The sequence below is a fragment of the Ectothiorhodospira variabilis genome (genome assembly GCF_022227625.1).
Lineage (GTDB): Bacteria > Pseudomonadota > Gammaproteobacteria > Ectothiorhodospirales > Ectothiorhodospiraceae > Ectothiorhodospira > Ectothiorhodospira haloalkaliphila.
In genome coordinates this window covers 1-24,500 of sequence record NZ_JAJNAO010000004.1, presented here as the reverse complement: position 1 = coordinate 24,500, position 24,500 = coordinate 1, and the positions used below count along the sequence as shown (strand labels likewise).

At 63.8% G+C, this 24,500-nt stretch carries 28 protein-coding genes, 1 tRNA gene and 1 pseudogene; 17 read left to right on the top strand and 13 right to left on the bottom strand.

All coding sequences use genetic code 11. From position 1 onward, the window contains the following. Nucleotides 1–5 precede the first annotated feature (5 nt). Nucleotides 6–710 carry an MlaA family lipoprotein gene (locus tag LPW30_RS06500; protein WP_239680434.1) on the top strand — a complete coding sequence of 235 codons (705 nt, stop codon included), beginning with the start codon at nt 6–8 and terminating at the stop codon, nt 708–710. Here LPW30_RS06500 and LPW30_RS06495 read toward each other — a convergent pair. Beyond that, nucleotides 676–1,896 carry a phospholipase D-like domain-containing protein gene (locus LPW30_RS06495; RefSeq protein ID WP_238624264.1) on the bottom strand — a complete coding sequence of 407 codons (1,221 nt, stop codon included), beginning with the start codon at nt 1,894–1,896 and terminating at the stop codon, nt 676–678. The two genes, LPW30_RS06500 and LPW30_RS06495, sit on opposite strands and share 35 nt — an antisense overlap. A 92-nt stretch (nt 1,897–1,988) precedes the next feature. On the opposite strand from LPW30_RS06495, the gene LPW30_RS06490 reads away from it, so the two are divergent. From LPW30_RS06490 to LPW30_RS06480, 3 genes are all read left to right on the top strand, one after another. Beyond that, nucleotides 1,989–2,510, top strand: a complete 522-nt coding sequence (locus LPW30_RS06490; RefSeq protein WP_238624265.1) for a hypothetical protein — start codon at nt 1,989–1,991, stop codon at nt 2,508–2,510. Beyond that, entirely contained in the window at nt 2,507–3,871 is a 1,365-nt protein-coding gene (mpl, locus tag LPW30_RS06485) for a UDP-N-acetylmuramate:L-alanyl-gamma-D-glutamyl-meso-diaminopimelate ligase (protein ID WP_239680371.1), read from the top strand. Before LPW30_RS06490 ends, mpl begins: the two co-directional genes overlap by 4 nt. Nucleotides 3,872–3,938: 67 nt before the next feature. After that, the gene (locus LPW30_RS06480; protein ID WP_025282322.1) at nt 3,939–4,313 is read left to right on the top strand and encodes a hypothetical protein; all 375 of its coding nucleotides are present in this window, start codon (nt 3,939–3,941) and stop codon (nt 4,311–4,313) included. On the opposite strand, the gene cyaY is transcribed toward LPW30_RS06480, so the two are convergent. After that, entirely contained in the window at nt 4,303–4,626 is a 324-nt protein-coding gene (gene cyaY / locus LPW30_RS06475) for an iron donor protein CyaY (protein ID WP_025282321.1), read from the bottom strand. The genes LPW30_RS06480 and cyaY overlap by 11 nt on opposite strands. A gap of 95 nt (nt 4,627–4,721) precedes the next feature. Here cyaY and LPW30_RS06470 point away from each other — a divergent pair, with 95 nt between their 5' ends. Then, nucleotides 4,722–5,204: a YajQ family cyclic di-GMP-binding protein gene (locus tag LPW30_RS06470; RefSeq protein WP_238624268.1), complete on the top strand. Its 483-nt coding sequence runs from the start codon at nt 4,722–4,724 to the stop codon at nt 5,202–5,204. A 5-nt stretch (nt 5,205–5,209) separates the two neighbouring features. Here LPW30_RS06470 and LPW30_RS06465 read toward each other — a convergent pair whose 3' ends face one another. Further along, on the bottom strand, nt 5,210–5,527 hold the full coding sequence (locus LPW30_RS06465; protein WP_025282319.1) for a hypothetical protein: 318 nt from the start codon (nt 5,525–5,527) through the stop codon (nt 5,210–5,212). 35 nt (nt 5,528–5,562) lie between these two features. On the opposite strand from LPW30_RS06465, the gene petA reads away from it, so the two are divergent. Next, complete coding sequence (petA, locus tag LPW30_RS06460) at nt 5,563–6,153, top strand: ubiquinol-cytochrome c reductase iron-sulfur subunit (protein WP_239680370.1); 591 nt, start codon at nt 5,563–5,565, stop codon at nt 6,151–6,153. 190 nt (nt 6,154–6,343) lie between these two features. On the opposite strand, the gene LPW30_RS06455 is transcribed toward petA, so the two are convergent. From LPW30_RS06455 to LPW30_RS06440, 4 genes are all read right to left on the bottom strand, one after another. After that, nucleotides 6,344–7,093, bottom strand: coding sequence for a class I SAM-dependent methyltransferase (locus LPW30_RS06455; protein WP_026623747.1), 750 nt, complete (start codon nt 7,091–7,093; stop codon nt 6,344–6,346). A 32-nt stretch (nt 7,094–7,125) separates the two neighbouring features. Next, the gene (locus tag LPW30_RS06450) at nt 7,126–7,347 is read right to left on the bottom strand and encodes a SlyX family protein (RefSeq protein WP_025282316.1); all 222 of its coding nucleotides are present in this window, start codon (nt 7,345–7,347) and stop codon (nt 7,126–7,128) included. A gap of 11 nt (nt 7,348–7,358) precedes the next feature. Further along, nucleotides 7,359–8,324: a 2-hydroxyacid dehydrogenase gene (locus LPW30_RS06445; RefSeq protein WP_025282315.1), complete on the bottom strand. Its 966-nt coding sequence runs from the start codon at nt 8,322–8,324 to the stop codon at nt 7,359–7,361. An 87-nt stretch (nt 8,325–8,411) separates the two neighbouring features. Then, nucleotides 8,412–9,086, bottom strand: a complete 675-nt coding sequence (locus LPW30_RS06440; protein WP_025282314.1) for a Bax inhibitor-1/YccA family protein — start codon at nt 9,084–9,086, stop codon at nt 8,412–8,414. Between the two features lie 168 nt (nt 9,087–9,254). Between LPW30_RS06440 and LPW30_RS06435 the strand changes: the two genes are divergently transcribed. The 8 genes and pseudogenes from LPW30_RS06435 to LPW30_RS06400 all read left to right on the top strand — a co-directional run bounded on the left by LPW30_RS06435 (nt 9,255) and on the right by LPW30_RS06400 (nt 16,350). After that, a tRNA-Ser gene (locus tag LPW30_RS06435) sits at nt 9,255–9,342 on the top strand. A gap of 282 nt (nt 9,343–9,624) precedes the next feature. After that, nucleotides 9,625–9,861: pseudogene (locus LPW30_RS06430) on the top strand (SAM-dependent DNA methyltransferase); the annotation flags it as partial. Nucleotides 9,862–10,007: 146 nt separating this feature from the next. Then, nucleotides 10,008–10,217, top strand: a complete 210-nt coding sequence (locus LPW30_RS06425; protein ID WP_025282312.1) for a hypothetical protein — start codon at nt 10,008–10,010, stop codon at nt 10,215–10,217. Next, on the top strand, nt 10,190–10,519 hold the full coding sequence (locus LPW30_RS06420; RefSeq protein ID WP_084306945.1) for a MazF family transcriptional regulator: 330 nt from the start codon (nt 10,190–10,192) through the stop codon (nt 10,517–10,519). The genes LPW30_RS06425 and LPW30_RS06420 overlap by 28 nt, the downstream gene beginning before the upstream one ends. Nucleotides 10,520–10,724: 205 nt before the next feature. Next, nucleotides 10,725–12,380 carry a DUF342 domain-containing protein gene (locus tag LPW30_RS06415; protein WP_239680369.1) on the top strand — a complete coding sequence of 552 codons (1,656 nt, stop codon included), beginning with the start codon at nt 10,725–10,727 and terminating at the stop codon, nt 12,378–12,380. Between the two features lie 66 nt (nt 12,381–12,446). After that, complete coding sequence (locus LPW30_RS06410) at nt 12,447–13,016, top strand: NnrU family protein (RefSeq protein WP_029762573.1); 570 nt, start codon at nt 12,447–12,449, stop codon at nt 13,014–13,016. A gap of 114 nt (nt 13,017–13,130) precedes the next feature. Beyond that, complete coding sequence (locus tag LPW30_RS06405; protein WP_025282309.1) at nt 13,131–14,711, top strand: methyl-accepting chemotaxis protein; 1,581 nt, start codon at nt 13,131–13,133, stop codon at nt 14,709–14,711. 58 nt (nt 14,712–14,769) lie between these two features. Then, nucleotides 14,770–16,350, top strand: a complete 1,581-nt coding sequence (locus tag LPW30_RS06400; protein WP_025282308.1) for a methyl-accepting chemotaxis protein — start codon at nt 14,770–14,772, stop codon at nt 16,348–16,350. Nucleotides 16,351–16,407: 57 nt separating this feature from the next. Here the strand turns inward: LPW30_RS06400 and LPW30_RS06395 are convergent, their stop codons facing one another. The 4 genes from LPW30_RS06395 to LPW30_RS06380 form a co-directional block, all read right to left on the bottom strand. Then, nucleotides 16,408–17,700: a RuBisCO large subunit C-terminal-like domain-containing protein gene (locus LPW30_RS06395; protein ID WP_239680368.1), complete on the bottom strand. Its 1,293-nt coding sequence runs from the start codon at nt 17,698–17,700 to the stop codon at nt 16,408–16,410. Between the two features lie 5 nt (nt 17,701–17,705). Next, nucleotides 17,706–18,134 (bottom strand): secondary thiamine-phosphate synthase enzyme YjbQ, encoded by a 429-nt coding sequence (locus tag LPW30_RS06390; RefSeq protein WP_025282306.1) that lies wholly within the window; start codon nt 18,132–18,134, stop codon nt 17,706–17,708. Nucleotides 18,135–18,357: 223 nt separating this feature from the next. Next, the gene (locus LPW30_RS06385) at nt 18,358–18,819 is read right to left on the bottom strand and encodes a hypothetical protein (protein ID WP_238624275.1); all 462 of its coding nucleotides are present in this window, start codon (nt 18,817–18,819) and stop codon (nt 18,358–18,360) included. 27 nt (nt 18,820–18,846) lie between these two features. Continuing rightward, complete coding sequence (locus LPW30_RS06380; RefSeq protein ID WP_238624276.1) at nt 18,847–20,208, bottom strand: NAD(P)/FAD-dependent oxidoreductase; 1,362 nt, start codon at nt 20,206–20,208, stop codon at nt 18,847–18,849. Between the two features lie 229 nt (nt 20,209–20,437). Between LPW30_RS06380 and minC the strand changes: the two genes are divergently transcribed. From minC to minE, 3 genes are read left to right on the top strand one after another with little or no spacing between them, the layout of a single operon-like run. After that, nucleotides 20,438–21,193, top strand: coding sequence for a septum site-determining protein MinC (gene minC, locus LPW30_RS06375; RefSeq protein ID WP_239680367.1), 756 nt, complete (start codon nt 20,438–20,440; stop codon nt 21,191–21,193). A 30-nt stretch (nt 21,194–21,223) separates the two neighbouring features. Next, the gene (gene minD, locus LPW30_RS06370; protein WP_025282302.1) at nt 21,224–22,033 is read left to right on the top strand and encodes a septum site-determining protein MinD; all 810 of its coding nucleotides are present in this window, start codon (nt 21,224–21,226) and stop codon (nt 22,031–22,033) included. A gap of 5 nt (nt 22,034–22,038) precedes the next feature. Next, nucleotides 22,039–22,296, top strand: coding sequence for a cell division topological specificity factor MinE (gene minE, locus LPW30_RS06365; protein WP_029762572.1), 258 nt, complete (start codon nt 22,039–22,041; stop codon nt 22,294–22,296). A gap of 12 nt (nt 22,297–22,308) precedes the next feature. On the opposite strand, the gene aat is transcribed toward minE, so the two are convergent. Further along, the gene (gene aat / locus LPW30_RS06360; protein ID WP_239680366.1) at nt 22,309–23,034 is read right to left on the bottom strand and encodes a leucyl/phenylalanyl-tRNA--protein transferase; all 726 of its coding nucleotides are present in this window, start codon (nt 23,032–23,034) and stop codon (nt 22,309–22,311) included. A gap of 200 nt (nt 23,035–23,234) precedes the next feature. Further along, nucleotides 23,235–24,395: a GNAT family N-acetyltransferase gene (locus LPW30_RS06355; RefSeq protein WP_239680365.1), complete on the bottom strand. Its 1,161-nt coding sequence runs from the start codon at nt 24,393–24,395 to the stop codon at nt 23,235–23,237. Nucleotides 24,396–24,500: the final 105 nt, after the last annotated feature.

The following is a 24,500-nucleotide window of genomic DNA, read 5'->3' as shown; positions in this document are numbered from 1 at the left end:
TCGCGATGCTGATCACCGGCTGCGCCACCGTGCCCCCGGAATCCAAGGATCCACGCGATCCCTGGGAGAGTTACAACCGGGCCATGTTCCAGTTCAACGATGCGGTGGACCGGGCGGTGCTCAAGCCCGTGGCCGAGGGCTATGACCGGGTCACGCCGCAGCCCGTTCGCACCGGCATCGGCAATTTCTTTTCCAACCTGGGCGACGTGCACAACATGGCCAACAACGCCCTGCAGTTCAAGTTCCATGACGCCGCTTCGGATCTGACCCGGCTGATCATGAACACCAGCTTCGGGGTGTTCGGTCTGTTCGACGTGGCCACCCCCATGGGCCTGGAGAAGAGCAACGAGGACTTTGGCCAGACCCTGGGAAGCTGGGGCGTGCCCTCCGGGCCGTATTTCGTGGTGCCCTTCCGAGGGCCCAGCACCGTGCGGGACGCCCCGGCGGAGATCGTGGATGCCCGCATTCATCCGCTGTACTACCACGACGATGTGGCCCAGCGGAATGTCCTGGTGGGGGTGCGCCTGGTGGATATCCGTGCCGGCCTGCTGCCCACCGAGCGGGCCCTGGAAGGCATGGCCGTCGATCGTTACATGGCCATCCGCAACGCCTATCTGGATCGTCGCGAGTACCTGGTGACCGATGGCGCCCCATCGGACGCCCAAAGAGACATGCTCAGGGAGCTGGAGGACTGGGACGACGATTTCTGAGCAGGGCCCGGTCCGCGTCCCGGAGGTCCCGCAGATAGCCCAGTTCCACCAGCCAGCCGTCCAGGGCACCGAACAGGCGCTCCATGAGTCGCGCCCACAGGCCTCGGGCCTGCCAGCGCTCCAGGGTCCACTCCTGGGACTGCAGCAGATCACGGGAGAAGCTGTCGGCCACCTGACCCACCAGGGTGGGGTCGGTCACCTCCTGATTGGCCTCCATGTTCCAGCGCAGCGTCCAGTGATCCAGATTGCTGGAGCCCACCGTCAACCAGTCATCACAGATCACGTATTTGGCGTGCAGGCAGCGGGGCTGGAACTCGAAGATGCGCACCCCGGACCGCAGCAGACGTCCATAGAAACGTCGTCCGGCATGCCACACACCAGGGTGGTCCGTCTTGGGGCCTGGCAGCAGCAGGCGGACGTCCATGCCCCGGCGGGCGGCCTTCGTGAGGATGCGGCGCAGGCGTCGGGTGGGCACGAAATAGCCGGTGGTCAGCCAGATGCGCCGGCGTGAGCGTTTCATGGTGGCGATCACGCTGCGCATGACCGCCTGGCCACCCACGTCGGTGTGACCCACCACGCGACCGTCCCGCGGGTCCGATGGCTGGGTCCCCTCGCAGGAAAGATCACCCAGGCCCGGCATGTCCTGGTGATGCCAGCGTTGCCATGCATCGGCAAACAGGGCCTCCCAGTCCTGCACGCAAGGGCCGCGGATTTCCAGCATGACATCATGCCAGGCGTCGGTGCCGGTCACCCGGGGATCGAAGGCATCGGTGAGACCAGCACCGCCGACGAAGGCCACGTGGCCGTCCACCGCCAGCAGTTTGCGATGATCGCGAAACAGGGACAGGCGCAGGCGTTCCCAGCCCAGGGGGTTGAAGGTGCCCAAGTGAACACCGGCCTCCAGCAGACGCTCCCGGTCCGCGTCGCTCACACCCAGGCCGCCAAAGCCGTCCAGCAGCAGGTGGACCTGCACACCGCGGCGCGCGGCATCGCTCAGGGCCTCCGCGAAGCGACTGAAAAGCGGGCCGGATTCGGCCAGATACATCTCCAGGAGCACTCGATGCCGAGCGCGACCGATGGCCTGGAGCATGGCGGGAAAGAACGCGCCACCGTCCACCAGCCAGCGATAGGCGTGAGGGCCTCGGGTGGGGTAGAGCTGTCGGCTGCGAAACAGTCGGCGGTTCATCGTTCGTGTCCTTGGGGAATGGTATCCTCGCACGAAACTCCTTGCATCGACACCGGATCAAAACCGGGGATCCTCTCCCAGAAGGGAATGGCATGTACGCACTCATCAAACCATTTCTGCAACTGACCTTCCTGCAAAAGGGGCCGGAGGATCTGCCGGCCTCCAGTTTCCTGCTGTGGTTGTGTGCCGTCACCTACCTGCTGGTGGGCCTGATCGTGGCCGTGCCCTTCTATCCCTTTCAGATCGCCATCCTGCAGGCGGGCATGGAGCTGGGCCTGCTGGCCGCCTTTACGGCCCTGCTGCTGCAAGGCAAGGGTGTGCCCGAGCGTTTCGTGCAGACCTTCACCGCCCTCCTGGGGGTGGGCATCGTCCTGGGTCTGATCATGCTGCCGTTGGTGTACAGCCTGCGCGGCGCCGAGGCTCCAGAGGAGATCCCGGTGGTGGTCACGGTGGGGTATCTGGTGCTGCTGGGCTGGTTGCTGACCGCTTATGGTCATGTGCTGCGCAGCGCCCTGGGGCTCAAGACCGCCGCCGGGGGCGTGGCTCTGGCTGTGGGCTACCTGATGCTGGCGGCCGTGGCCGGTGAGATCCTCTATTCGGTGGTGATGCGGTGAGTCACGTTCACATCCTGGGGATCTGCGGCACCTTCATGGGTGGGGTGGCCCTGTTGGCGCGGGCCGCGGGCTATCGAGTCACCGGCTCGGACGAGCATGTCTACCCCCCCATGAGCACCTTGCTGGCGGAGCAGGGTATAGAGGTGTCCCAGGGCCATGATCCGGCCCATCTGGACCCGGCGCCGGATGGGGTGGTGATTGGCAACGTCATGACCCGGGGCAATCCAGCCGTGGAGCATGTGCTCAATCGCGGGCTGCCCTATACCTCTGGTCCCCAGTGGCTGGCCGAGCACGTGCTGCGGGATCGCTGGGTGCTGGCAGTGGCCGGCACCCATGGCAAGACCACCACCGCCAGCCTGCTGGCGTGGATCCTGGAGGATGCGGGGCTGAATCCGGGGTTTCTCATCGGTGGGGTGCCGGACAACTTCGGGGTGTCGGCCCGGCTGGGGACATCGCCGTTTTTCGTGGTGGAGGCGGACGAGTACGACACGGCATTCTTCGACAAGCGCTCGAAGTTCGTCCACTACCGCCCGCGCACCCTGATCCTCAACAACCTGGAGTTTGATCACGCGGATATCTTTCCTGACCTGGCAGCCATCCAGCGTCAGTTCCATCATCTGGTGCGCACGGTGCCGGGGGAAGGGCGCATCATCAGTCGGGTGGGCGATGCCGCCCTGGAGGCGGTGCTGGAGCAGGGCTGCTGGACGCCGGTGGAGCGTTTCGGGGTGGGCGAGCCGGCGCCATGGCGTGGAGAACCCATTACGCCCGATGCCACCCGGTTTGCCATCCATGAAGGAAACGAGCCCGTGGCCGAGGGGCAATGGAGGCTACCGGGCCGGCACAACCTGAGCAATGCCATGGCAGCGCTCCTGGCCGCCCGGCATGCAGGTGTGCCACTGCTGGCGGGGGTGGAGGCCCTGGGGCGCTTTGCGGGGGTGAAACGCCGCCTGCAGGTGCGGGGTGAGGTGCGCGGTGTGACCGTCCTTGATGATTTTGCCCACCATCCCACGGCCATCGCCGCCACCCTGGAGGCCCTGCGGGCCCGGGTGGGCACGGCGCGCATCCTGGCGGTGCTGGAGCCCCGTTCCAATACCATGCGCATGGGGGTGCATCGGGACACCCTGGCGGATTCCCTGCGACTGGCTGATGGGGTCTGGATGCATCAACCGGCCTCGCTGGCGTGGGATCTGGCGCCGGTGGTGGCCGCACTGGGCGACTCAGCGCACGCCCTGCAGGATCTGGATGCGCTGGCCCGTTCCGTAGCCGAGCAGGCCCGCCCCGGGGATCATGTGCTGATCATGAGCAACGGCGGCTTCGGCGGACTGCACGAACGTTTGCTCGAGCGTTTGGCGGGCGAGTGAACCGCCGGTTCAAACCCCGGGCCCGGTGCTCTACAATCCACGGCTTTGCCCTTGCGGAACCCAGTTGATGATTTCAAAAGAGGAATTCACCGCCCACCGGGAGCAGTTCGAGGCCTTCGTGGCCACGGTACACCGCTTTGCGGCGCTGCTGTTCGGCATCACCTTCGTGGGCTATGGTGCGGCGGTCTGGGTGTGGTTCGAAGGGGCCACCTGGACCGCCCTGATCATCGCCACCCTGTCCTACCTGTTCTTCCGCCAGTTCCGGCGCCTGTCGGTGAATCTGGCGCGGGTGAAGTTCACGCCGCGTCCCGAGGCCCGGGAGATGCTGCTGCTGGTGGACAAGGCTCTGGATGATCACAAGCCCCATCAGGTGCTGGCCCACCTGGAAGGGCAGGTGGGGGCCGCGCGCAAGCAGGGTGAGGACGCCTCCTCTACAGACTGATGTCGGTGCCCACCTTGAGGCTCAGCACCCGATTGAGGGTGGCCACCAGTTCATGGCCTTCCTTGTCGTCCAGCCACTGGTCGGAATGGGCATCGTAGCCGAAATGGGCCGGGCCCTCGGGCGAGGCCAGCCAGATCTGCCGCAGCGGCTCCTGGCGATTCAGAATCAGCTTGCTGCGATCTTCGAACTCGATGGTGAGCACGCCGTCGACGATGTCCATGTCCAGGTCGGTCAGTTCGTCCACGGCGCTCATGCGTTCCATGAGTTCCTCCAGGGTCTGCTCTGCCTGGACGCTGAAGGACACTTGATTCATGGGCGGGGATCCTCGTATTCGGGTGGGGTGGTGGGCCAGGCTTCACGTTATCATGTTTGAGTCGTGCACAATCAGGTATCCAGACGGAGAGATCAATGCCTTCCTTTGATGTGGTGTCCGAAGTGGACATGCAGGAGTTGCGCAATGCCGTGGACCAGACCCGGCGTGAAGTGGAGAACCGCTACGATTTCAAGGGCTCCGCGGCCAACGTGGAGCAAAGCGAGGCCGAGCTGACCCTGTTCGGGGATTCCGAATTCCAGGTGGATCAGGTCATGGACATCCTCACCCAGAAGATGGCCAAGCGGGGCATCGACGTGAGCTGCCTGGAGTCGGGCAAGCTGGAGGAGGGCGGCGGCAAGGCCCGCCGCACCGTCACCATCCGCCAAGGCATCGACCAGGACATGGGCAAGAAGATCATCCGCCTGGTCAAGGACAGCAAGCTCAAGGTGCAGGCCTCGATCCAGGGCGAGAAGGTGCGTATTACCGGGAAGAAGCGCGATGACCTTCAGGATGTGATCGCCCTGCTGCGCAAGGCGGAACTGGACCTGCCGCTACAGTACGACAACTTCCGGGATTGAGCTCACTACATCTCGGCATCCGAGTCCCGGCCCGGCATCCAGCCCATGGACCGGGCCTTCTCGATGGCCTGGTCGTGGATGCGGGTGTGGCGCTCGCGGATCTCCGGGGGCAGGTTGCTCACCCGCAGGCCGTATTGGTCCCAGGTGGCATTGACCTTGTCATGCAGCACCTGGATCTGCGCGGTGGTCCAGCCCTCACAGGTCTCGGTCTCCGGGAGGAGTTCGAAGATCCAGGCGTCCTTGATGATGCCGCCGATGGGAGTCATGCCGCCGTGCAGGTCGTTGTGGATGCCTACGTAGGTCTGTTGTGTTCTGGAATTCATCTTGGTTCCTCAATTGTGGTCCATAATCTTCGCCCATGATGCCTGAATCCTTCAACGTACCGCCGGACCAGCGCCGAATTTATTATCGCGTGGCCCTCAAGATGCTGGCACTGCTGGGTGTGGCCATGCTGGCCTATGTGATGCTCAGCGGTGTGCTGGGAGACCCTGACGACGACGGCGGCCAAAGCGGCGGCCGATCCGTGGATATTCCCGACCTGGCCCCGGGGGAGGTCAAGGCCATGACCTGGGAAGGTCGTCCCATCTGGATTGTCGGGCGCACCCCCGAGATGCTGGAGGCGGATGCGGCGTTCTCAGACCAGCTCTACGATGCCGATTCCCGTTTGAGTCGCCAGCCCCGGGATTACCGCAACTCGCACCGGTCCGCCTCTCCCGAGGTGCTGGTGGTGGTGGCCCTGGGCACCGATCTGGCTTGCGAACTCACCTGGGTGCCGCCCGAGGTTGCTTCGGAGGAGGGCTGGGGCGGCGGTTTCGTCGACCGATGCCGCGGCTCCCGCTACGACCTGTCCGGTCGTGTCTACCGCGATCAACACGCCCGCCGCAACCTGGAAGTGCCCAACTACCGATTGCTGCCCGACGACCGCCTCATCCTGGGGCAGACCCCATAGAGGATCAGCCTGTCGTCCCGAAGGAGGCCTTTGCCGGGGGCGCGTCAGTCAGAGGGCCTTCAGCAGAGGGGGTAGTGAGCAAGTTTTTCGTGGGAGCGGGCCTCGCCCGCGAAAACGGCGGGCACACACTCCGGGCGCTGCTGCCGCAGCGCATCGCTGGCAGGCCAGCTCCCACAGTGTCTGTTGCCGTTCAAGGGCGGGTGAGGTAGACGTCGAAACGGGTACTGCTGCCGGGGATCTGGAAGTCCGGTGCCTGGCCTCCCAGGGGCTCGGCTCGCACGGGGCGCTTCACCACCACCCGCTCCCGCGCCGCCTGAAGAGACGCTTCCAGTACCTGGGCGGCATCCTCATCGTCGCCCACCACAGCCCGGAATGCCCGCATCTCCTTCTTCACCAGCGCGGATTTGTCCCGGTGCGGGTACATGGGATCCAGGGTGACCACGTCGCAGGGATGATCTGCCAGCCAATGGGCGGCATCGCCCCTGACAAGGTTCATGCGACCCGCGGCCTCAGCCAGCTCTGGTTCACGGGCGGCACGGTCCAGTCCATCAGCCAGCAGCGCGGCAATCACCGGATGGCGCTCCAGCAGGGTGACCTTGCACCCCAGCAGGGCCAGTATGAACGCATCCCGGCCCAACCCGGCCGTGGCATCCACCACATGGGGGCGATGCCCCCCCTTGATGCCCACGGCCCGCGCCAGGGGTTCCTTGCGGGCGCTGACCCGTGGCCCCCGATACCCCAGCCGGCCGCCAGCCAGGTCCACGAACACCGGCCCCGGGGCCTTGGGCCCGCACTGGCGCAACTCCAGGCGCTCAGGGGTGACGGCCAGGTGCCAGGTGTCGGGGGCGGGATCCGTCTCGGCGAGTTCCAGGCCCAGGGCACGGGCCAGGGCCTCGGCACGAGGGCGATCGGCGGCGCTGTCGCAGGCGATGGTCTTGATGAGGGCTGCCCCCTTTCCAGCTTCTCGCTTTTTCAATAATGGGGCGGTGGAGGCTCGGGGCCTTCCTGGCCGCCGCCCTGGGTGGCCAGCACCTCGGCCAGACGCAGGCGCAGATCCTCCATCTGCCGCTGCATCTGAAACAGCTCTTGTTGCTGGCGGGTGACCACCTCGTTGAGGTCCTGCAGCTGGGCATCCTGATGGGCCAGACGGATTTCAAGATCGATCACGCGATCGTTCATGGGCGTGGTGGACATGTGCCGGATACCTATGGGCTGACCTGATTCGTGGGCTGGCCGGACTTGAAGGCCTGGATATTGGCTGCCAGGGCATCCACCATGCGCTGGCGGGCCTCGACGGCCGCCCAGGCGATATGGGGGGTGATGATCAGGTTGGGGATGTCCGCTGCCAGCAGGGGATGACCCGCCTCGGGCGGTTCCTTCTCCAGCACATCCACTCCAGCGCCACCGATCTCACCGCGCCGCAAGGCCTCGGCCAGGGCCGCGTTATCCACGATGGCGCCCCGTGCCGTATTGATCAGCACCGCATCACTCTTCATCATGCGTAATCGGTGCTCATCAATCAGCTGGTGGGTTTCTGGCGTCAGTGGGCAGTGAAGGCTGAGCACGTCGCTGGTGCCGATCACTTCATCCAGCGCCAGGCGCCCCGGCTCCGGTCCCCGACCGGTCAGGCTTTGTGCCACTGCCACGTCCATGCCGAAGGCCTGCGCCGCCTGTGCCGTGGCCCGGCCCAGCACTCCGTAACCGATGATGCCCAGGCGCCGACCATCTAGCTCCCGGATGGGGTGATCCAGCAGGCAGAACTGCCGGCTGTCGTTCCAGGCGCCAGAGCGCACATCATCATGGTACCGGGACAGGCGTACGGTCAGAGAGAGCAGCATGGCAAACACATGCTGCACCACGGAGGCGGTGGCATAGTCCCGCACGTTGCACACAGTGATACCCAGGCGCGATGCGGCCTCCAGATCCACATTGTTGGTCCCTGTGGCCGCCAGGCAGACCAGTTTCAGATCCGGGGCGGCCGCCAGGGCATCGGCATCCAGCACCACCTTGTTGGTGATCACCACCTGGGCACCCTGGATGCGCTCCACCGTTTCCGGTGGTCGGGTGTAGTCATGAAAGGTCCAGCGGGTGAGGGAGTCGTGAAGGGGAGAGAGATCCAGATCCCCCCGATCCAGGGTTTCCAGATCGAGAAATACGCCCTGTTCGATCATCGGTCGCGATTTCCTTGCCTCAGGAAAGTAAAGACCCCTCTCCCGGGAGGGTAGAGGGGTCGGGTGTGCTGCCGTTCAGTCAGGGGGTCAGTTATCGCCGCTGAGCATGGCAAACAGGTTCATCATGTGCAGGAACAGCACATAGATGTTGGCGAACAGGGAGACCGTCATCACCACATAGTTGGCCTCGCCATCATGCACCATGCGGCTGGTATCCCACAGGATGGCGGCGGACACCAGCAGTACCACAGCCGAGGAGATGGCCAGGGACAGGGCCGGGATGGCCAGGAACAGGTTGGCGATGATGGCCGCCAGGATCACCAGGAAGCCCACGAACACGAAGCCACCCAGGAAGCTGAAGTCCTTGCGCGTGACCAGGGCATAGGCCGACAGACCCACGAAGACCAGCGCCGTGGAGGCCAGGGCACCGCCGACGATGGCCGGGCCGTTGGGCAGGCTCAGGTACAGGGAAACGATGGGGCCCAGGATGAAGCCCATGATGCCGGTGAAGGCAAAGGTGAGCGGAATGCTCCACACGCTGTTACGCAGGGCATGGATGCCGAACGGCATGCCGATGAAGATGGCCAGCATCACGATCCAGTGCACCGGCGGCGCCCCCACCGCCATGGCCACGAAGGCCATGATGGCGCTGAACGCCAGGGTCATGGACAGCAGCATGTAGGTGTTGCGGATAACCTTGTTGGTGGCCAGAGCCTGACTCTGGGCCTGCTGGGTTACGGTGCTCGCGCGCTCCGTCTGCATGGGTGATCCTCCGGAAAAGTGGTTGGAAACGATCAGTGTACGATGACGGTAAGGTACTTGATTCCATGCGGTTGATCAAAGCATGCCATCGACATTTCTTGTGGCTTCATGACCAAGCCGGTTAAACTACCCGCCTTCTATGACCTCGCAACGCTGACCAGCGTTCACGGAAGGGTGGCAGAGCGGTTGAATGCACCGGTCTTGAAAACCGGCGATGGGCGACCATCCGTGGGTTCGAATCCCACCCCTTCCGCCATATTTATAACGTAAATTTATGAATTTTATGGATTTGTCATTTTTTTACGTCACCTGGCCCACACTTTAACCCACACTTCGGTATTGGCCTTTGTGGTCTTCGACGGGACGCTGCAGGACGGTACCTGGGCACTGTATGCTGCTGATTATCGTGACGCCTCAAGATGCGGGTTTGCAGGTGGCGTTGATTCACCCCGCACCGGATCGTCACCGTCTATGACCCCACGGCAGGGACCGGGGGTTTTCTCTCAGAGAGTGACGAATACATCCAGCAGGTCAGCCAGGACGTGACCGTGTCCCTTACTTTGAGCGGGAGGTGAAGCCCCACGTCCCCGATGCCTGGATCGACGAGAGCAAGCGCGACGAACTGGACGGGGAGATCGGCATTGTCGGCTTTGAAATCCCCTTCAACCGGCACTTCTACCAATTCATCCCGCCCCGCCCGCTGGAGGAGATCGACGCGGATCTGAAGGCCTGCACGGATAGGATCAAGCGGATGATTGAGGAGTTGTCGGCGTGAGGCGGTCGTAGAGAATCCTGGCTGCCGCTTGCTTGGCTGTTCCGGGGTCTGGGTGGCACGGGACGCCCGGATGCGGTGGCCCAAAGGCAGGGTTTATACTTCCTGCAAGCCATTATCCTGCCTGTTAAGGAATTCAGGAGTAATCCATGCTGCACACCATTGAAGTGGAAATCGACAGCCAAGGCCACATCCAACCGCTGGAGCCGATGCCCCGACTTCCGGCGGGCAGGGGCCTGTTGACACTGCTCACCCCGCCTGCCGATGAGGCGACCCTGCTGGCCGAAGCCGCCCTGGCCGAGGATTGGTCCAAAGCCGAAGAGGATGAGGCATGGGCACATTTGCAGCCGGGCAAGTAGTTGTCCTGCCATTCCCATTTTCCGACCTCAGCCGCAGCAAATATCGGCCTGCGCTGCTGATTGCCCATGCCGGGCGTGGCGACTGGATTGCCTGTCAGATCACCAGCAATCCCTATTCTGACCCTCACGCTGTCGAGATCGAGGACACCGATTTTGCATCCGGGGGATTGCAGCGCATCAGCTATGCGCGACCGGGAAAGCTGTTCACGGCGAACTGGGCATCAAGGATTACCGTCAGACGGCATTCAAACCCTACCGGGCGGTCCATCGCGTCCTGGGCGACCGGGTCGTTAGTTACTTGATCACCGATGGTCGCCGGGACATGCAGTCCGCGCTGGCGCGTCGACTTCTTGGTGCTTGACCCGTGGCATCCCGCACGCCCCCGTACGTTCCCAATCTGTTTCTTTCCATCCATGTCAAAACAATGGGTGGAATACAGGTGCGGCCTGCTCGTGGGCGACTCCGGCGCTTGTTACACTGCCCTTCAATCCCTTGCACGGAGTTGTCATGAGCGGCGACGCATCCCCGGAAGCCTCCATACCCGATCTGGATCTTCGCCTTGATGAGTCGGGTACCCGGGTGTACTGCACCCCAGAACCGGGTCAGCACTGCCCTGATCTGGAAGCGGCATCCGTGGTGGTGGCCCTGCGCGAGGCGGGCTATGGCCACTGGGCCGTGGTGGATGAGGGGGTGAAGGCGCTCACCCAGGCCCTGCGCCAACCGGCCCCTGCGGGCCATCAGGAGCCCTTCCTGCTGGCCGAGGCACTGGATGGCCGGTTTGTCCTGAAGGTGGATGCCAAGGGCCTGGAGGCGTCATTGCATGTTGAGGGTCCTCGCGGGGGAAGTCCCGCCACTGTGGAGCAGGTGCTGCAGGTCCTCGCCGAGCGGGGGGTGACCCATGGGGTTGACCAGGACGCCATCCTCGCCCTGCTCAGGCAACCGGAACTGGCCCCGGATGTTGCCGTGATCGCTCGAGCGACGGCGCCCGTGAACGGCACGGATACCGTGTTCGAATCCTTGGTCCCCGAGGCCCGCGAACGGATCCCCAGCATCGATGACCGAGGACGCGCCGATTATCGGGACCTGGGTGAACTGGTGCAGGTTTCCCCCGGTACGCCCCTCATGCGTCGCCATCATGCCACCCCTGGCACACCCGGACTGAACCTGTTCGGTGCTCCCATCCCGGCCCGGGATGGCCGGGAGCGATCGTTCGCCACCCGGCTGCGAAACGTGGAGCGTGACCCTGAAGACCCCGATCTGCTTCGGGCGGCCGCTGCCGGCATGCCTGTGGTGGTGCCCAACGGGGTCATGGTCGAGGAGTTGCTGGATGTGAGACAGGTGGATCTGTCCTCCGGGCACCTTAACTTCGAGGGCAGTGTGCGCATCCGCAACGATGTGGCCGATGGCATGCGCGTGAGGTCCACCGGCGATATCGAGGTGGGCGGCATGGTGGAGGGCGCCACACTGGAGGCCGGCGGCGATGTGATCATCCGTCATGGTGTGGTGGGGCAGTTGCAACATGGGGAGGTCCACCAACCCACCGCGGTGATCAAGGCGGGGGGCACGGTCAGGGCCCGATTCATGGAAAACGCCCGCGTTGAGGCCGCCACGGTGGTGGCTCAGGAACAATTGGTGCATTGCCAGGTGAGTGCCCATCAGTCGGTGACGGTGGGGGCCACCGGGGCGCGCAAGGGACAGATCGTTGGAGGACAGGTCAGGGCCAGGGAACTCATCGAGTGCATGCTGCTGGGTTCGCCGACGTCCCCCCACACCGTGGTGATGGTCGGAGTCGATCCGGAAGGGCAGGACCATCTGGAACAGGTGGATGCGCGCCTGCTGGAGAAACAGAAATTGCTCGACGAGCTGGCCCGCACCCTGCATTTTGCCGGACAGCACCCGGAGCGGGTGGATGAAAACTTCGTGCAACGGGTGCAGAACACCCTGGTGAAGGCACGGGAGGAGATGGCCGAGCTCACCCTGGAACGCGAGGCCCTGGTGCAGCGGATGGAACGCTCCCAGGATGCCTGCATCCTTGTGCGGGAGCGGCTCTACGGTGGTGTGGAGGTTCACGTGGGTGATCGGGTGCGGCGTGTCGATCAGGAGGTGGTGGGCGGTGCCTTTTTCCTGCGCGATGGGGAATTGGTGTTCGACCACGCCCCGTGAAAAGGGCATTATTAGGGATTGCTTAATTCATCCACTCAACAAGAAGGAAGCCTTACCGTGTTTGTGATGATCCTTGGTCTTGTGCTCTTCCTGGGCATGCACTCCACCCGCATCTTCGCGGACGACTGGCGTCGTGCCCGGATCGATCAGTTTGGCGAGAAGGCCTGGACGGGGTTTGCATCCGTCGTTTCACTGATCGGCTTCATCCTGATCGTCTGGGGTTATGGCATGGCCCGGATGGACCCCACCTGGCTCTGGTTCCCGCCATTGTGGACCTTCCACGTCACCGCCCTGTTCAGTCTGGTGGCCTTCATCTTCCTGGCGGCCGCCTTTGTGCCCAACAACCGCATCAAGGCCCGGGTGGGGCACCCCATGGTCATTGCCGTCAAGGTGTGGGCCCTGGGCCACCTGTTCTCCAACGGCACGCTGGCGGATGTGATCCTCTTCGGTTCGTTGCTGGTCTGGGCCGTGTTGTCCTTCCGCGCCGCGCGCAAGAGAGATTCCGCTCAGGGAACGGCGCCTGCTGCCGCTAACCTGAAGGCGGACGCGATCACCGTGGTCGTGGGCCTTGTGGGCTACTTCGCCTTCTCGCTGTTCCTGCATGAACTGCTGATCGGCAAGCCGGTGATGGTCTGAATACCGCCGGTGCTCCGCTCAGGGGGGCGGGGCACCGGTGTTGGGCTAGATGCCGTGGGGACGGATGATTCATCGTCAGGGATGCGCGTTGCATAACCAGGGGTTGAATGATCCATGAAGAAGAATCTGCCGGTCACCGGCCGGGAACAGGCGGTAGCGGATCACGCCAATATTCTGTCCACGACGGACCTCAAGGGCGCCATTTCCTACGTCAACGACGACTTCATTCGCATCAGCGGGTTCGTCGAGGACGAGTTGCTCAGGCGCAATCACAACATCGTCCGCCATCCGGACATGCCTCCCGCAGCCTTCAAGGACCTCTGGGACAGCGTCAAGGCGGGCCGCGCCTGGATGGGGCTGGTCAAGAATCGTTGCAAGAACGGCGACCACTACTGGGTGAGTGCCTATGTCATGCCCATCCGCAAGGACGGGCAGGTGGCTGAGTACCAGTCGGTGCGTACCCGTCCCGCACGGGACTGGGTGGATCGAGCCAACGGTGTGTATGCCGGGCTCATGAACAATCGACTTCCCCTTGGCATGCGTTTGCCCATGCCGCCGGTCGCGGTGCGTCTGGTGGGAGGCATGGCCGCGTCGGCCATGCTGGCGCTTGGGGTTGGCGCGCTGTTGGGTACGCCAGCACTCACCGCGTTGGTGCCCGTATTGCTGGCCCTGGTGCTGGCCGGTGGCCTGGGGATGTGGCTCCTGCAACCCCTCGGTCAATTGCGTATTCAGGCGAGGGAGATCACCCATAACCCGGTGGAGCAGTACGTCTACACCGGGCGCGCGGACGAATTCGGGGAGATCGAGTTCGCCATGCGCATGTTGCGATCCGAGACCGGCGCCGCCGTGGGGCGGGTATCCGATGCCGCCAGCCAGTTGGCCGACTATGCCGACGCCATGGTGGACTCGGTGCGCAAGACCCGGGACGAGATTCTGCGGCAGCAGGCGGAGACCGACCAGGTGGCCACGGCAGTCAACCAGATGACGGCCAGTGTTCAGGAGGTGGCCCGCAACGCCCAGAATGCCGCAGAGGCGGCCACGGCGGCGGATGTCAGCGCCAGTCAGGGTCGTCAGGTGGTCAGCTCCACCGAGCAGGTGATCGGCCAACTGGCCGACGAGGTGGAGCGCGCGGCCAGGGTCATCCACGAGTTGGAAGAAAGTGCCGGATCCATCAGTGCGGTCCTGGAGGTGATCCGCGGCATCGCCGAGCAAACCAACATGCTGGCCCTCAATGCCGCCATTGAAGCGGCCCGGGCGGGCGAGCACGGGCGTGGCTTTTCTGTGGTGGCCGACGAGGTGCGCAGCCTGGCATCCCGCACTCATGAGTCCACCCAGGAAATCCAGAGCACCATCGAAAAGCTGCAGCGCGGTGCACACTCCTCGGTGGTGGTGATGCAGAACAGCCGCAAGCAGGCGGAGAAAAGCGTCCAGCAGGCGGGTCGGGCTGCCCAGTCACTGGAAGAGATTGCCAGTAGCGTTGCTGCCATCACCGATATGAGTGCCCAGATCGCCACGGCGGTGGATCAGCAGGGATCGGTCAGCGAGGAGATCAACCAGAGCATCACCCGCATCCGTGGCTATGCCGATGGCAACGCCGATTCCGGTCAGCAGATCGAGTCGGCGGCCAGCCAGGTGGCGGGACTCTCTGCTGAACTCAAACTGCTGTCCCGACAATTCTGGGAGCGCCGCAACTGATGAGTCACGCGAGGCACACATTCCATCACCCGGCCCCCTCCCATGCCGGAGGCAAACCATGAAAAAGAATCTGCCGGTTACCGGGCGGGAGAAGACCTTTTCCGCCAATACCAACATCCTGTCCACCACCGATGCCAAGGGCACGATCACCGATGTAAACGATGACTTCGTGGACATCAGCGGTTTCTCGGTGGACGAGTTGATGCGCCAGAACCATAACATCGTCCGTCACCCGGACATGCCGCCTGCGGCCTTCCAGAATCTCTGGGACACCATCAAGAGTGGGCAGTCCTGGATGGGGTTGGTGAAGAATCGCTGCAAGAACGGGGATCACTACTGGGTGAGTGCCTACGTCACTCCCATTCGCAACAATGGGCGGATCACCGAATACCAGTCCGTGCGCACCCGCCCTCCCCGGGAGTGCGTGGAGCGCGCCGACAGGCTGTATGCCCAGGTCATGGCCGGCCGGCCCCCCCTGGCTTTGAGAGGGTCCTTGCCCGGTCTGCGCATGCGCCTGCTGGGTGCCGTGGGTCTGGCCGGCCTGTTGGGCTGGCTCGGTAGTGCCCTGATGGGGGCGCCCGCCGGCCAGACCCTGGTACCCATCCTGCTGTTCGTGGCCCTGGCAGGCGGTTGGGCCTGGTGGGTCACCCGTCCCCTGGCCCGACTGCAGGCACAGGCTCGCGCGGTGGTGCACAATCCGTTGTGTCAGTACGTCTACACCGGTCGCGTGGACGAGGTGGGAGAGATCCAGTTTGCCATGCGCATGCTGGCCACCGAGACCGGTGCTGCCGTGGGTCGCGTGGCGGAGGCGGCGCGTCGGCTTTCCCGGCAGATCAAGGAAATGGCTGGCGTCATTGAGCAGACACGACAGGAGATCCTCCGCGAGCAGGCCGAGACCGACCAGGTGGCCACTGCCGTGAACGAGATGGCCGCCAGTGTGCAGGAGGTGGCCCGCAATGCCCAGCATACGGCCCGTTCAGCCGAACAGGCCGATGCCAGTGCCGATAGCGGACGCCGGGTGGTGGTGTCCACCGGCGAGGCCATCGGCAATCTGTCGGATGAGGTGGAACGGGCCACCCACGCGATCCATGAGCTGGAGCAGCGCACCGAGGAGATCAGCACGGTGGTGGAAGTGATCCAGGGGATTGCCGAGCAGACGAACCTGCTGGCCCTGAATGCGGCCATTGAGGCGGCCCGTGCCGGCGAGGAAGGGCGGGGCTTTGCGGTGGTGGCCGATGAGGTGCGCAGCCTGGCAGCCCGCACCCAGAACGCCACCCAGGAGATCCAGGGCATGATCGAAAAGCTCCAGGCGGGCGCGCAGTCTTCGGTGCAGGTGATGGGCCAGAGTCAGGAGCAGGCCGAGCGCAGTGTCCGTCAGGCCGACGAGGCGGCACAGTCACTGGAAGAGATCGCTCGCAATGTCAGCTCCATCACCGAGATGAGCGTACAGATTGCCACGGCGGTGGATGAGCAGAGTGCCGTGAGCGAGGAGATCAACCGCAGCATCACCAATATCCGCCATTCAGCAGATGGCAACGCCGACGCCATCGTTCAGATCGAGCAGGCCGCCCAGGAACTCAACCGGTTGTCCGAGCACCTGGAAGTGCTGGCCGGGCAATTCTGGGATCGTATTCATTGAAGAAAGGCAACAGATGCATGAGCGTTGATCACCTTTCTTAACCGAAGGCTTTCAGCCTTAACCGAAGGCCTTCAGCGCCGCTGCCAGTTCCGGGTGCTGCTCTGCGTGGGTGTGCACATCCACCCCGGCGGCGATGGCGTCCCAGGCCTGGCGGATGCTGGTGGCGCCGGCGCGCGGGCCCATGGGATGGCCGAAGACACCCCGGCCAGGCACGAAGCCGAAGTCCACGCTGCCCACCTTGTCGTACACCCGTTTGAGCGTGGCCGCCGAATCACTCCCACCAGGTACCGGCAGGCAGGGCTTGATCCGGCCCATGGGCTCCAGGCAGGCGCGGATGTTGTCCTGCACCTCCTGGTCGGTGGTCATCATGCGCGGGCCGAAGCCGGGCATGATGACCGTGTCGAAGCCCGCCAGGCGCTGCAGGCGGGTCATCACCCGGCTGTGCACGCCGTAATGGGGCAGGCGGCTGAAGGCGGCAATGAACGGGAAGTGGGCGATCAGCGGCACCTGGGTGTGCTTGCGCAGCATGCGCACGCCGGACAGACCCACGGGCAGGGCATTGATGAGCAGGGCATTGGCGCCTCGGGCCACTGCGGCATCGTGCAACTCCACCAGCCGATCCACCTCGTCGGTGATATTGGCCAGGTAGATCTTGGGGGTGCCGGTGGCCTCTTCGGCTTCACGTCGCGCGCGCCCCAGATGTTCGCAGCGCTCGGTCAGGGGTGACCACTCCGGGTCGGCCAGCATTTCATCGTCCTTGGCGATGTCCAGACCGCCCAGCCAGGCCTCGTGGCCAATGGCGGAGAAGGCATCCGGTGGGAGACCGATATTGGGTTTGATCACCCCGAAGAAGATGGGGCGGTCATGAGCATTGAGTTGATCCCTGAGCCCCTGCACCCCGAATTTCGGACCCTGGAAATGGGCCAGGAAGCTGTCCGGAAAGTGGATGTCCTGCAACTTGATCAACGGGATGCCGGGGGTGAAGAAAGGCCCTTCGCCCAGCACCGCCGAGATCAGATTGGGAATGCGCGGCCCGAAGTTCTCGTGGGGATGGGCGATCTTTACACGGCAGGCGAAGATGTCTCCCTGGGCGGCGTGCTGCACGGGATAGCTCAGAGCCTGACGTTGCTCGATGACTTCCAGTTCCAGCACCTTGGCGCCAAACCGCGGGCGCAGATCCTCATCCACGTCCACCCGTTTCCACTGGGCCGTGGACTGCTCGCTGCACAGATGGGCCGCTGCCGTGCGCGGGTCACCCACGCACTCCAGGGTGTAGTCCAGGATGAGGTGTTTTTCCAGATCGATCTGGTGGGGTTCGGCAAAGAAGCCGTCGATGTCGGAGGCCTGCATGGGCGTTACTCGGTCCCCATGAAATGGACGGACAGACGGCGCTCCGGTCGGGGGCCGTCCAGTTCGATGAAAAAGATGGACTGCCAGCTACCCAGACGCAGTTCGCCATCAACGATGGGGATGGTTTCCGAGGCGTTCATGAACAGCCCCATGAGATGGGAGTGGGCGTTGTCGCGGCCATCCACTGGATTCTCGTTATGCCGGTAATCCCCGTCGCGGGGTACCAGGCGCTTGAGGTGGGTGAGCATGTCCTGCTGGAGCATGGGCTCCTGCTCATTGAGATTCACGTAGGCGGTGGTGTGACGGGAGATCAGGGTGACGATGCCATTGCGGATGCCGCTGGTGGCGTGCAGGTCACGGACGGCATCGGTGACATCCAGGATCTGGATGGGGGCCTCGGTGACAAGGGGCAGTTCGTGATGGCTGATCTTCATGACAGGCCCGGTGGCAGCAGGGGTGTGGCAAAGCTAGCCGGGGGGCGTTGGGCTGTCAAGCAGTGCCCAGTTGGTTGCCCTCCCCTGAAGGACCTTCTTGCTTGTGGGGTTGCCATGTTCCTGTGGGAGCGGGCCTTGCCCGCGAAGGCGGCGGGCAACAAACTCATGCAAGGCGCTGCTGTCGCAGCGCATCGCCGGCAGCCCGACTCCCACAGGTAGGTGGTCAGCCCTGGGGTTGCTGGGAGGCTGTTGAAGGCTCAGCCTCCGCCCCCGTCTCCGCCTCCGCCTCCGGGGCCGGGGACTGCCGAGTGGCCTGGCTTTCAGGCTTGTGCTTCGGGCCGATGCCCAGCATGTGCAGCATCACCGGGAAGGCCAGGATGGCGAACAGCAACCCGAAACCGATACTGGCGCCAATGAGCGAAAGGTAATCCACCGCCCCCGCCAGCATCTCCCAACTGGAACGGGTGATCCCCGGCAGTGTGATCAAGGCCATCACGAAGGTGAATACACCAAAGCCGATGGAGGCCTTGAAGGGCAGGGAAAATTTGCGACGGCGGCCGGAGGTGCGCTTGAAGAAGAGCCCCAGCAGCACAAGATCAAGCACGATCAGCGGGATCAGCAGCCAGAACCACCCACGGAAAAACTCCAGTACCACAGCCAGAATGCCTACGAATGAAAAGGCCATTGCTTGCTCCTAAGTTTGCAACGTGAATCAGATACGGCCGCGCAGCATCGCGCGGTAGGCGGCCAGCAGGAGACGATCCTTCATGACCCACGGCACCCAGTGTTCCTCGTAGGGGCTGATGACGGGGAAAGACGGTTTCATTTTCAGGTCGTAATCGAATTCCACCAGGATGGCCTTGCCCAATTCGGTGATCAACGGGCAGGAGGTGTAGCCATCGTAGCTGGCTGAGTTCTCACGGCCCTGAATGGCCTGGATCATGTTCTCCACGGCCACCGGGACCTGCGACTTCACACTGGCCGCCGTCTTGCCGATGGGCACGCCGTTGATGTCCCCGGCGCCAAAGACATTGGCATAGCGGTTGTGCTGCAGGGTGTGGCGATCCACTTCCAGCCAGCCCTTGAACGGGGCCTCCTGAGCCGCCAGTTCACTCTCGCGCAGGGAATCCGGTGCGCTCATGGGCGGCACCACGTGGATGAAGTCGTAATCCAGGGTTTCATTGCCCAGGGGGGTGTCGAAGGTGGCGGTCTTGGCGTCCGGGTCGATGGCCGTGAGGGGATGGTCCCAGTGAATCTGGATGCCGCGTTCCGGGAAGTTTTTGCTCAGGAAATCGTCGGCGTCCGGTTGGGAGAACAGGCTGGCACCCGGTGGCAGGTAGTGCATCTCGGCCTTGTCCCGTGTGCCGCGTTCCTTCATGCGGCTCTCGGTGAGCATGGTGACCTTCAGCGGGGCGCCGGCACACTTGATGTCGCCCCGCGGGCGGGTGAACAGCCCCACGCCGCCGTTGTCGACAAACTCGTCCACGGCCCGCCAGGTGCGCTCGGCCAGTTCAGGCTTGTCGTATACGCAGCCCACGCCACGCTGGCCGATCAACTCCTCCGACATGCCCTCCACCTGATCATAATTGACCTGCAGGCCCGTGGTGACCATGAGGTAATCGTATTCAACGGTGCGCCCGTCGTCGGTGATCACCCGGTTGTTGTCCGGGTCGTATTCGGCCACCATGTCATGAATCCAGTTCACGCCGGAGGGCACGTAGCGACGGTTGCTGTCGAGGGTTTTGGCCGTATTCCACACCCCTGTGGCCACCAGAGTGAGGCCGGGCTGGTAGTAGTGGTCTTCGCGCCGATCGATCAGGGTGATCTGGGCGCCCTCCAGTTCGCGATTCAGGCGCGTGGCGCAGGACAGGCCGGCGGCACCGGCGCCGACAATGACAATGCGCGCGTTGGTGGATACGGCACGGGCCGTACCCGGGTAGAGCAGGCCGCTGGTGGCGGCGCCGGCCAGCAGGGCGCCGCCGCCGGAAAGGCGCAGGAAGTCGCGTCGGGAGAGGCCCTTGTCGCCCAGCGCGCGCTGGACCGCCGATTGGATCTGCTTATCTTTATGGTTCATCGGTACTTCGCTCCATACCTCGGGGTGGTCAGCCGGGGTGGTCGAACGAACGCCCGGGGGGCGTGGTATAGACGCTCACCACTGCGGCTGAAATGTTCGCTTTATAGTATAAGCATATTAGCATGTTGTCGGCGCGAACAATCCAGCAAACCGTTACAATGCGCGCCTCGACAGACTCAACAAACCTACAAAGGCTGGCGACGCTGGCCGATCTGCCGGACCATTTCCCATGAGTGCGAACCCCAGCCCTATCCAGCCCATCGAGTTCAAGGGCCGAATGATCCTGGTCTCCATCCTCAGGCTGCACCCGGCTGAGCCGGTGGCGCTGCAGGAGGCCCTGGAGGCGCGCATGCACGAGGCGCCGGACCTGATGCGCGACATGCCCGTGGTGGTGGATATGGACGCCATGGCTGACACGCCGGCTCAGGACCTGCTTTCGGCGCTGGAGACGGTGCGCCAGCATGGATTGAAACTGATTGGATTGCTGTATAGCGAGGTCTCGGCGCCGCTGGCTGATCGCACCGGCCTGCCACTGATCGTGCTGGGCCCCCGTGCCGGTGGCGAGGTGCCACTGCGACCCGCACCCAAGCCCCCGATCGAGAGCGCCCCCCAAGAGACGTCGGAAGCTGCCCCGGTGCCCCCCGTACAGGCCGTTCATACACCCTCCCTGGTGGTCAACCAGCCCGTGCGCTCCGGGCAGCAGGTGTATGCACGCGGTGGAGACCTGATCATCACCGGTGCGGTGTCGGCGGGGGCAGAAGTGCTGGCCGATGGGCACATCCATGTGTATGGCCCGCTGCGGGGCAAGGCCCTTGCCGGCGTGCGCGGGCTGGATTCGGCACGAATCTTTTGTCGGCGTCTGGATGCAGAACTGGTATCCATTGCCGGACATTACCGTATTGCAGAGGATATCCTGGACACCGAGCGGGGTGATAATCGCCTGATCACCCTGTCCGGTGAGACCATCAGGATTTTGGAAATCTAGCGCTGAACTTTTTTAGGAGATGCAGGCTTTATGTCACGCATTGTAGTGATTACCTCGGGTAAGGGAGGGGTGGGCAAGACCACCACATCTGCCGCCATCGCCACGGGACTGGCCCAGGAGGGGCACAAGACCGCCGTTGTGGACTTCGACGTGGGTCTGCGCAACCTGGATCTGATCATGGGTTGCGAGCGACGGGTGGTGTATGACTTCGTCAATGTGATCAACGGCGACGCCAACCTGCGTCAGGCCCTGATCAAGGACAAGCGCACCGAGAACCTCTACATCCTTCCGGCGTCCCAGACCCGGGACAAGGAAGCCCTCACGCAGGAGGGGGTGGAAAAGGTGCTGGAGGAGTTGTCCCAGGAATTTGAATACATCATCTGCGACAGCCCCGCCGGCATCGAGCGCGGTGCCCTGATGGCGGCCTATTTTGCCGATGAGGCCATCGTGGTCACCAACCCGGAGGTGTCCAGCGTGCGTGACTCGGACCGCATGCTGGGCATTCTCTCCAGCAAGACCCGTCGTGCCGAGCAGGGCGAGGATCCGTTGCCCGCCCATCTGCTGATCACCCGTTACTCGGCAGATCGGGTGGAGAAGGGCGAGATGCTCAGCGTGGAGGATGTGCAGGAGATCCTGTCCATCGGCATGCTGGGGGTGATTCCCGAGTCCCAGGCGGTGCTCAACGCCTCCAACGCCGGCATGCCGGTGGTGCTGGACACGGAATCCGACGCGGGACAGGCCTACCGGGATGCCGTGGCCCGGTTCCTGGGCGAAGATCGCCCACACCGTTTCATCACCACGCAGAAAAAGGGCATCTTCGGACGCCTGTTCAGAGGTTGATCGTCATGAAGGGTATCTTCGATTATTTCCGGAGCCCACGACAGACCAGCGCCAAGGTGGCCAAGGAGCGCCTGCAGGTCATCGTGGCCCGGGAGCGCAGTAGCCGCTCGGGACCGGACTACCTCCCGGCGCTGCACAAGGAGTTGCTGGAGGTGATCCGCAAGTATGTCCAGGTGGGTGACGATGCGGTACAGATGAACCTGGAAAGCGAGGGAGACTGCGAAATCCTGGAGGTGAACATCACCCTGGGGGACAAGCAGTAGGGAGCGGGGTGGTCAAATCCCCGGTTCCACCTCCCAGGGGCCTGGGCGTCCCGGCACGGAGCACAGCTGATCCAGCCGGGAGCTGAACCGTGCCCGGGAGATGGATTCCGCGCCCATGCGTGTCATGTGGTCGGAGGGGGTCTGGCAATCCAGTAGCGGATAGCCCCAGTGCTGCAGGTGTCGGCACAGCACCACCAAGGCCACCTTGGAGGCGTCGGTGGCGTGGCTGAACATGGACTCTCCGAAAAATACCCGGCCCACGGTCACCCCATACAGGCCGCCCACCAGTTCCCCTTCCCGCCACACTTCCACCGAGTGGGCATAGCCGGTGCGATGCATCTGCGTGAAGGCCTGCTGCATGCCGTAGGTGATCCAGGTGCCGTCCACGCCACGCCGGGGGCCGGCGCACCCTTTGATCACTTCGTTGAATGCCTGGTCGAAGGTGACGGTGAACTCGCCGCGACGCAGGGTCTTTCCGAGGCTGCGGCTGACGCGCACATTCTCGGGGTAGATCACGGTGCGTGGGTCCGGCGACCACCAGAGGATGGGCTGGCCGGCCTCGTACCAGGGGAAGATTCCGTGCCGGTAGGCATTGAGCAGCCGCGGCAGGCTCAGGTCCCCGCCTGCGGCTAGCAGACCGTTGGGTTCACGCAGGGCGCGATCCACCGGCGGGAAGGGTTCGTCTGTTTGGCCCGGACGCAGCCAGGTGAGGGATTGCACTTGGTTGTTGCCAGACATGGCGTCTCCATTCTCTTGAGTCTGCAACGTCAGTTCCTCAGTATCGCCGCAGGCGTTCCTGTAGGGAAGACTTCCTGTGGAAGCCGGTTGTCTTTGGGGCTGCTGTTTGTGGGAGCGGGCCTTGCCCGCGAATGAGAGGGCAACCAAACTCCCTGCCACCCCATTCGCGGCCGAGGGCCGCTCCCACAGGGATGCGGCCATCATGTTTGCCGGAAAGGCGACAGACTCATCAACTGCTCGCACTGCTCCCGCATGGCCGCCTCTTCGCGACGACAGAAATCTGCCACGGGGCCGCGCAGGCCGGCGTTGTCCACCCAGTGGGCCGACCAGGTGCGGGTGGGCAGGAAACCCCGGCTGATCTTGTGCTCCCCCTGGGCGCCCGGCTCGAACCGGTCCAGACCGTGGCGAATGCAGTAGTCGATGCCCTGATAATAACAGGCCTCGAAATGCAGCCCGTCATAGTCCCGCTCGCACCCCCAGTAACGGCCATAGAGCGTATCGCGGCTCCGATAACACAGGGCCGCCGCCACCGGCCGATCATCTTCCTCGGCCAGCACCATGATCACCTGTCGGCCCAGGGTGCGGGCGGTTTCCCGGAAGAAGTCCAGGGTGAGGGTGGGGATGCCGAACTTGCGCTCGAAGGTGGCCAGATAAAAACGGTGGAACACCGCCCAAAGTGCATCATCCACCTCATCCCCATGCAGGATGCGCACATCCAGCCCCTGTTCCTGCACACGGCGACGTTCCCGTTTCACGTTCTTGCGTTTCTTGGAGCTGAAGCAGTCCAGGAAGTCATCGAAATCCCGGTAACCATCGTTGCGCCAGTGGTACTGACAGCCCATGCGCAGGGCCAGACCCATCTCCCTGAGGGCCTGGGTGTCCTCGGTATCCGTGAACAGAAAGTGCGTGGTGGACAATCCCTGGCTGCCGGTGAACTCCATGGCCTGCTGGATCAGGGTCTGGCGCAGTGTCCCGGCATCGCGCTGCGGGTGGACCAGCAGCCGCGGGCCGGTGGCCGGGGTGTAGGGGATGGAGGACACCAGTTTGGGGTAGTAACGCAGCCCTGAGCGCTGCCAGGCCTGTTCCCAGGCCCAGTCGAACACGAACTCGCCGTAGTTGTTGGTCTTGGCGTAGAGGGGCAGGGCGGCCACCAGCGTACCGTCCGACTCCCGCAGGATCATGTGGCGGGGATACCAGCCGAACTTCGAGCCCAGGCAGTCGTGCCTCTCCAGGGCGGAGAGGAAGGCATGGCTGAGGAAGGGGTGGTCACCGCCACCCAACAGATCCCATTCCTGCGGCTGGATATGATCCAGGGCATCGATGATGCGAAGTTCCAGCGCAGCGTGGGAGGCGTCAGCCATGTCGGAGCCTTGATGTGGGCACCCTGATTAGGACCGGGTGGGGCGGCCGGTGTTCCTTGGTGCAACCTGGCATGGGCGCCCTCATCCCCAACCCTTCTCCCCGTC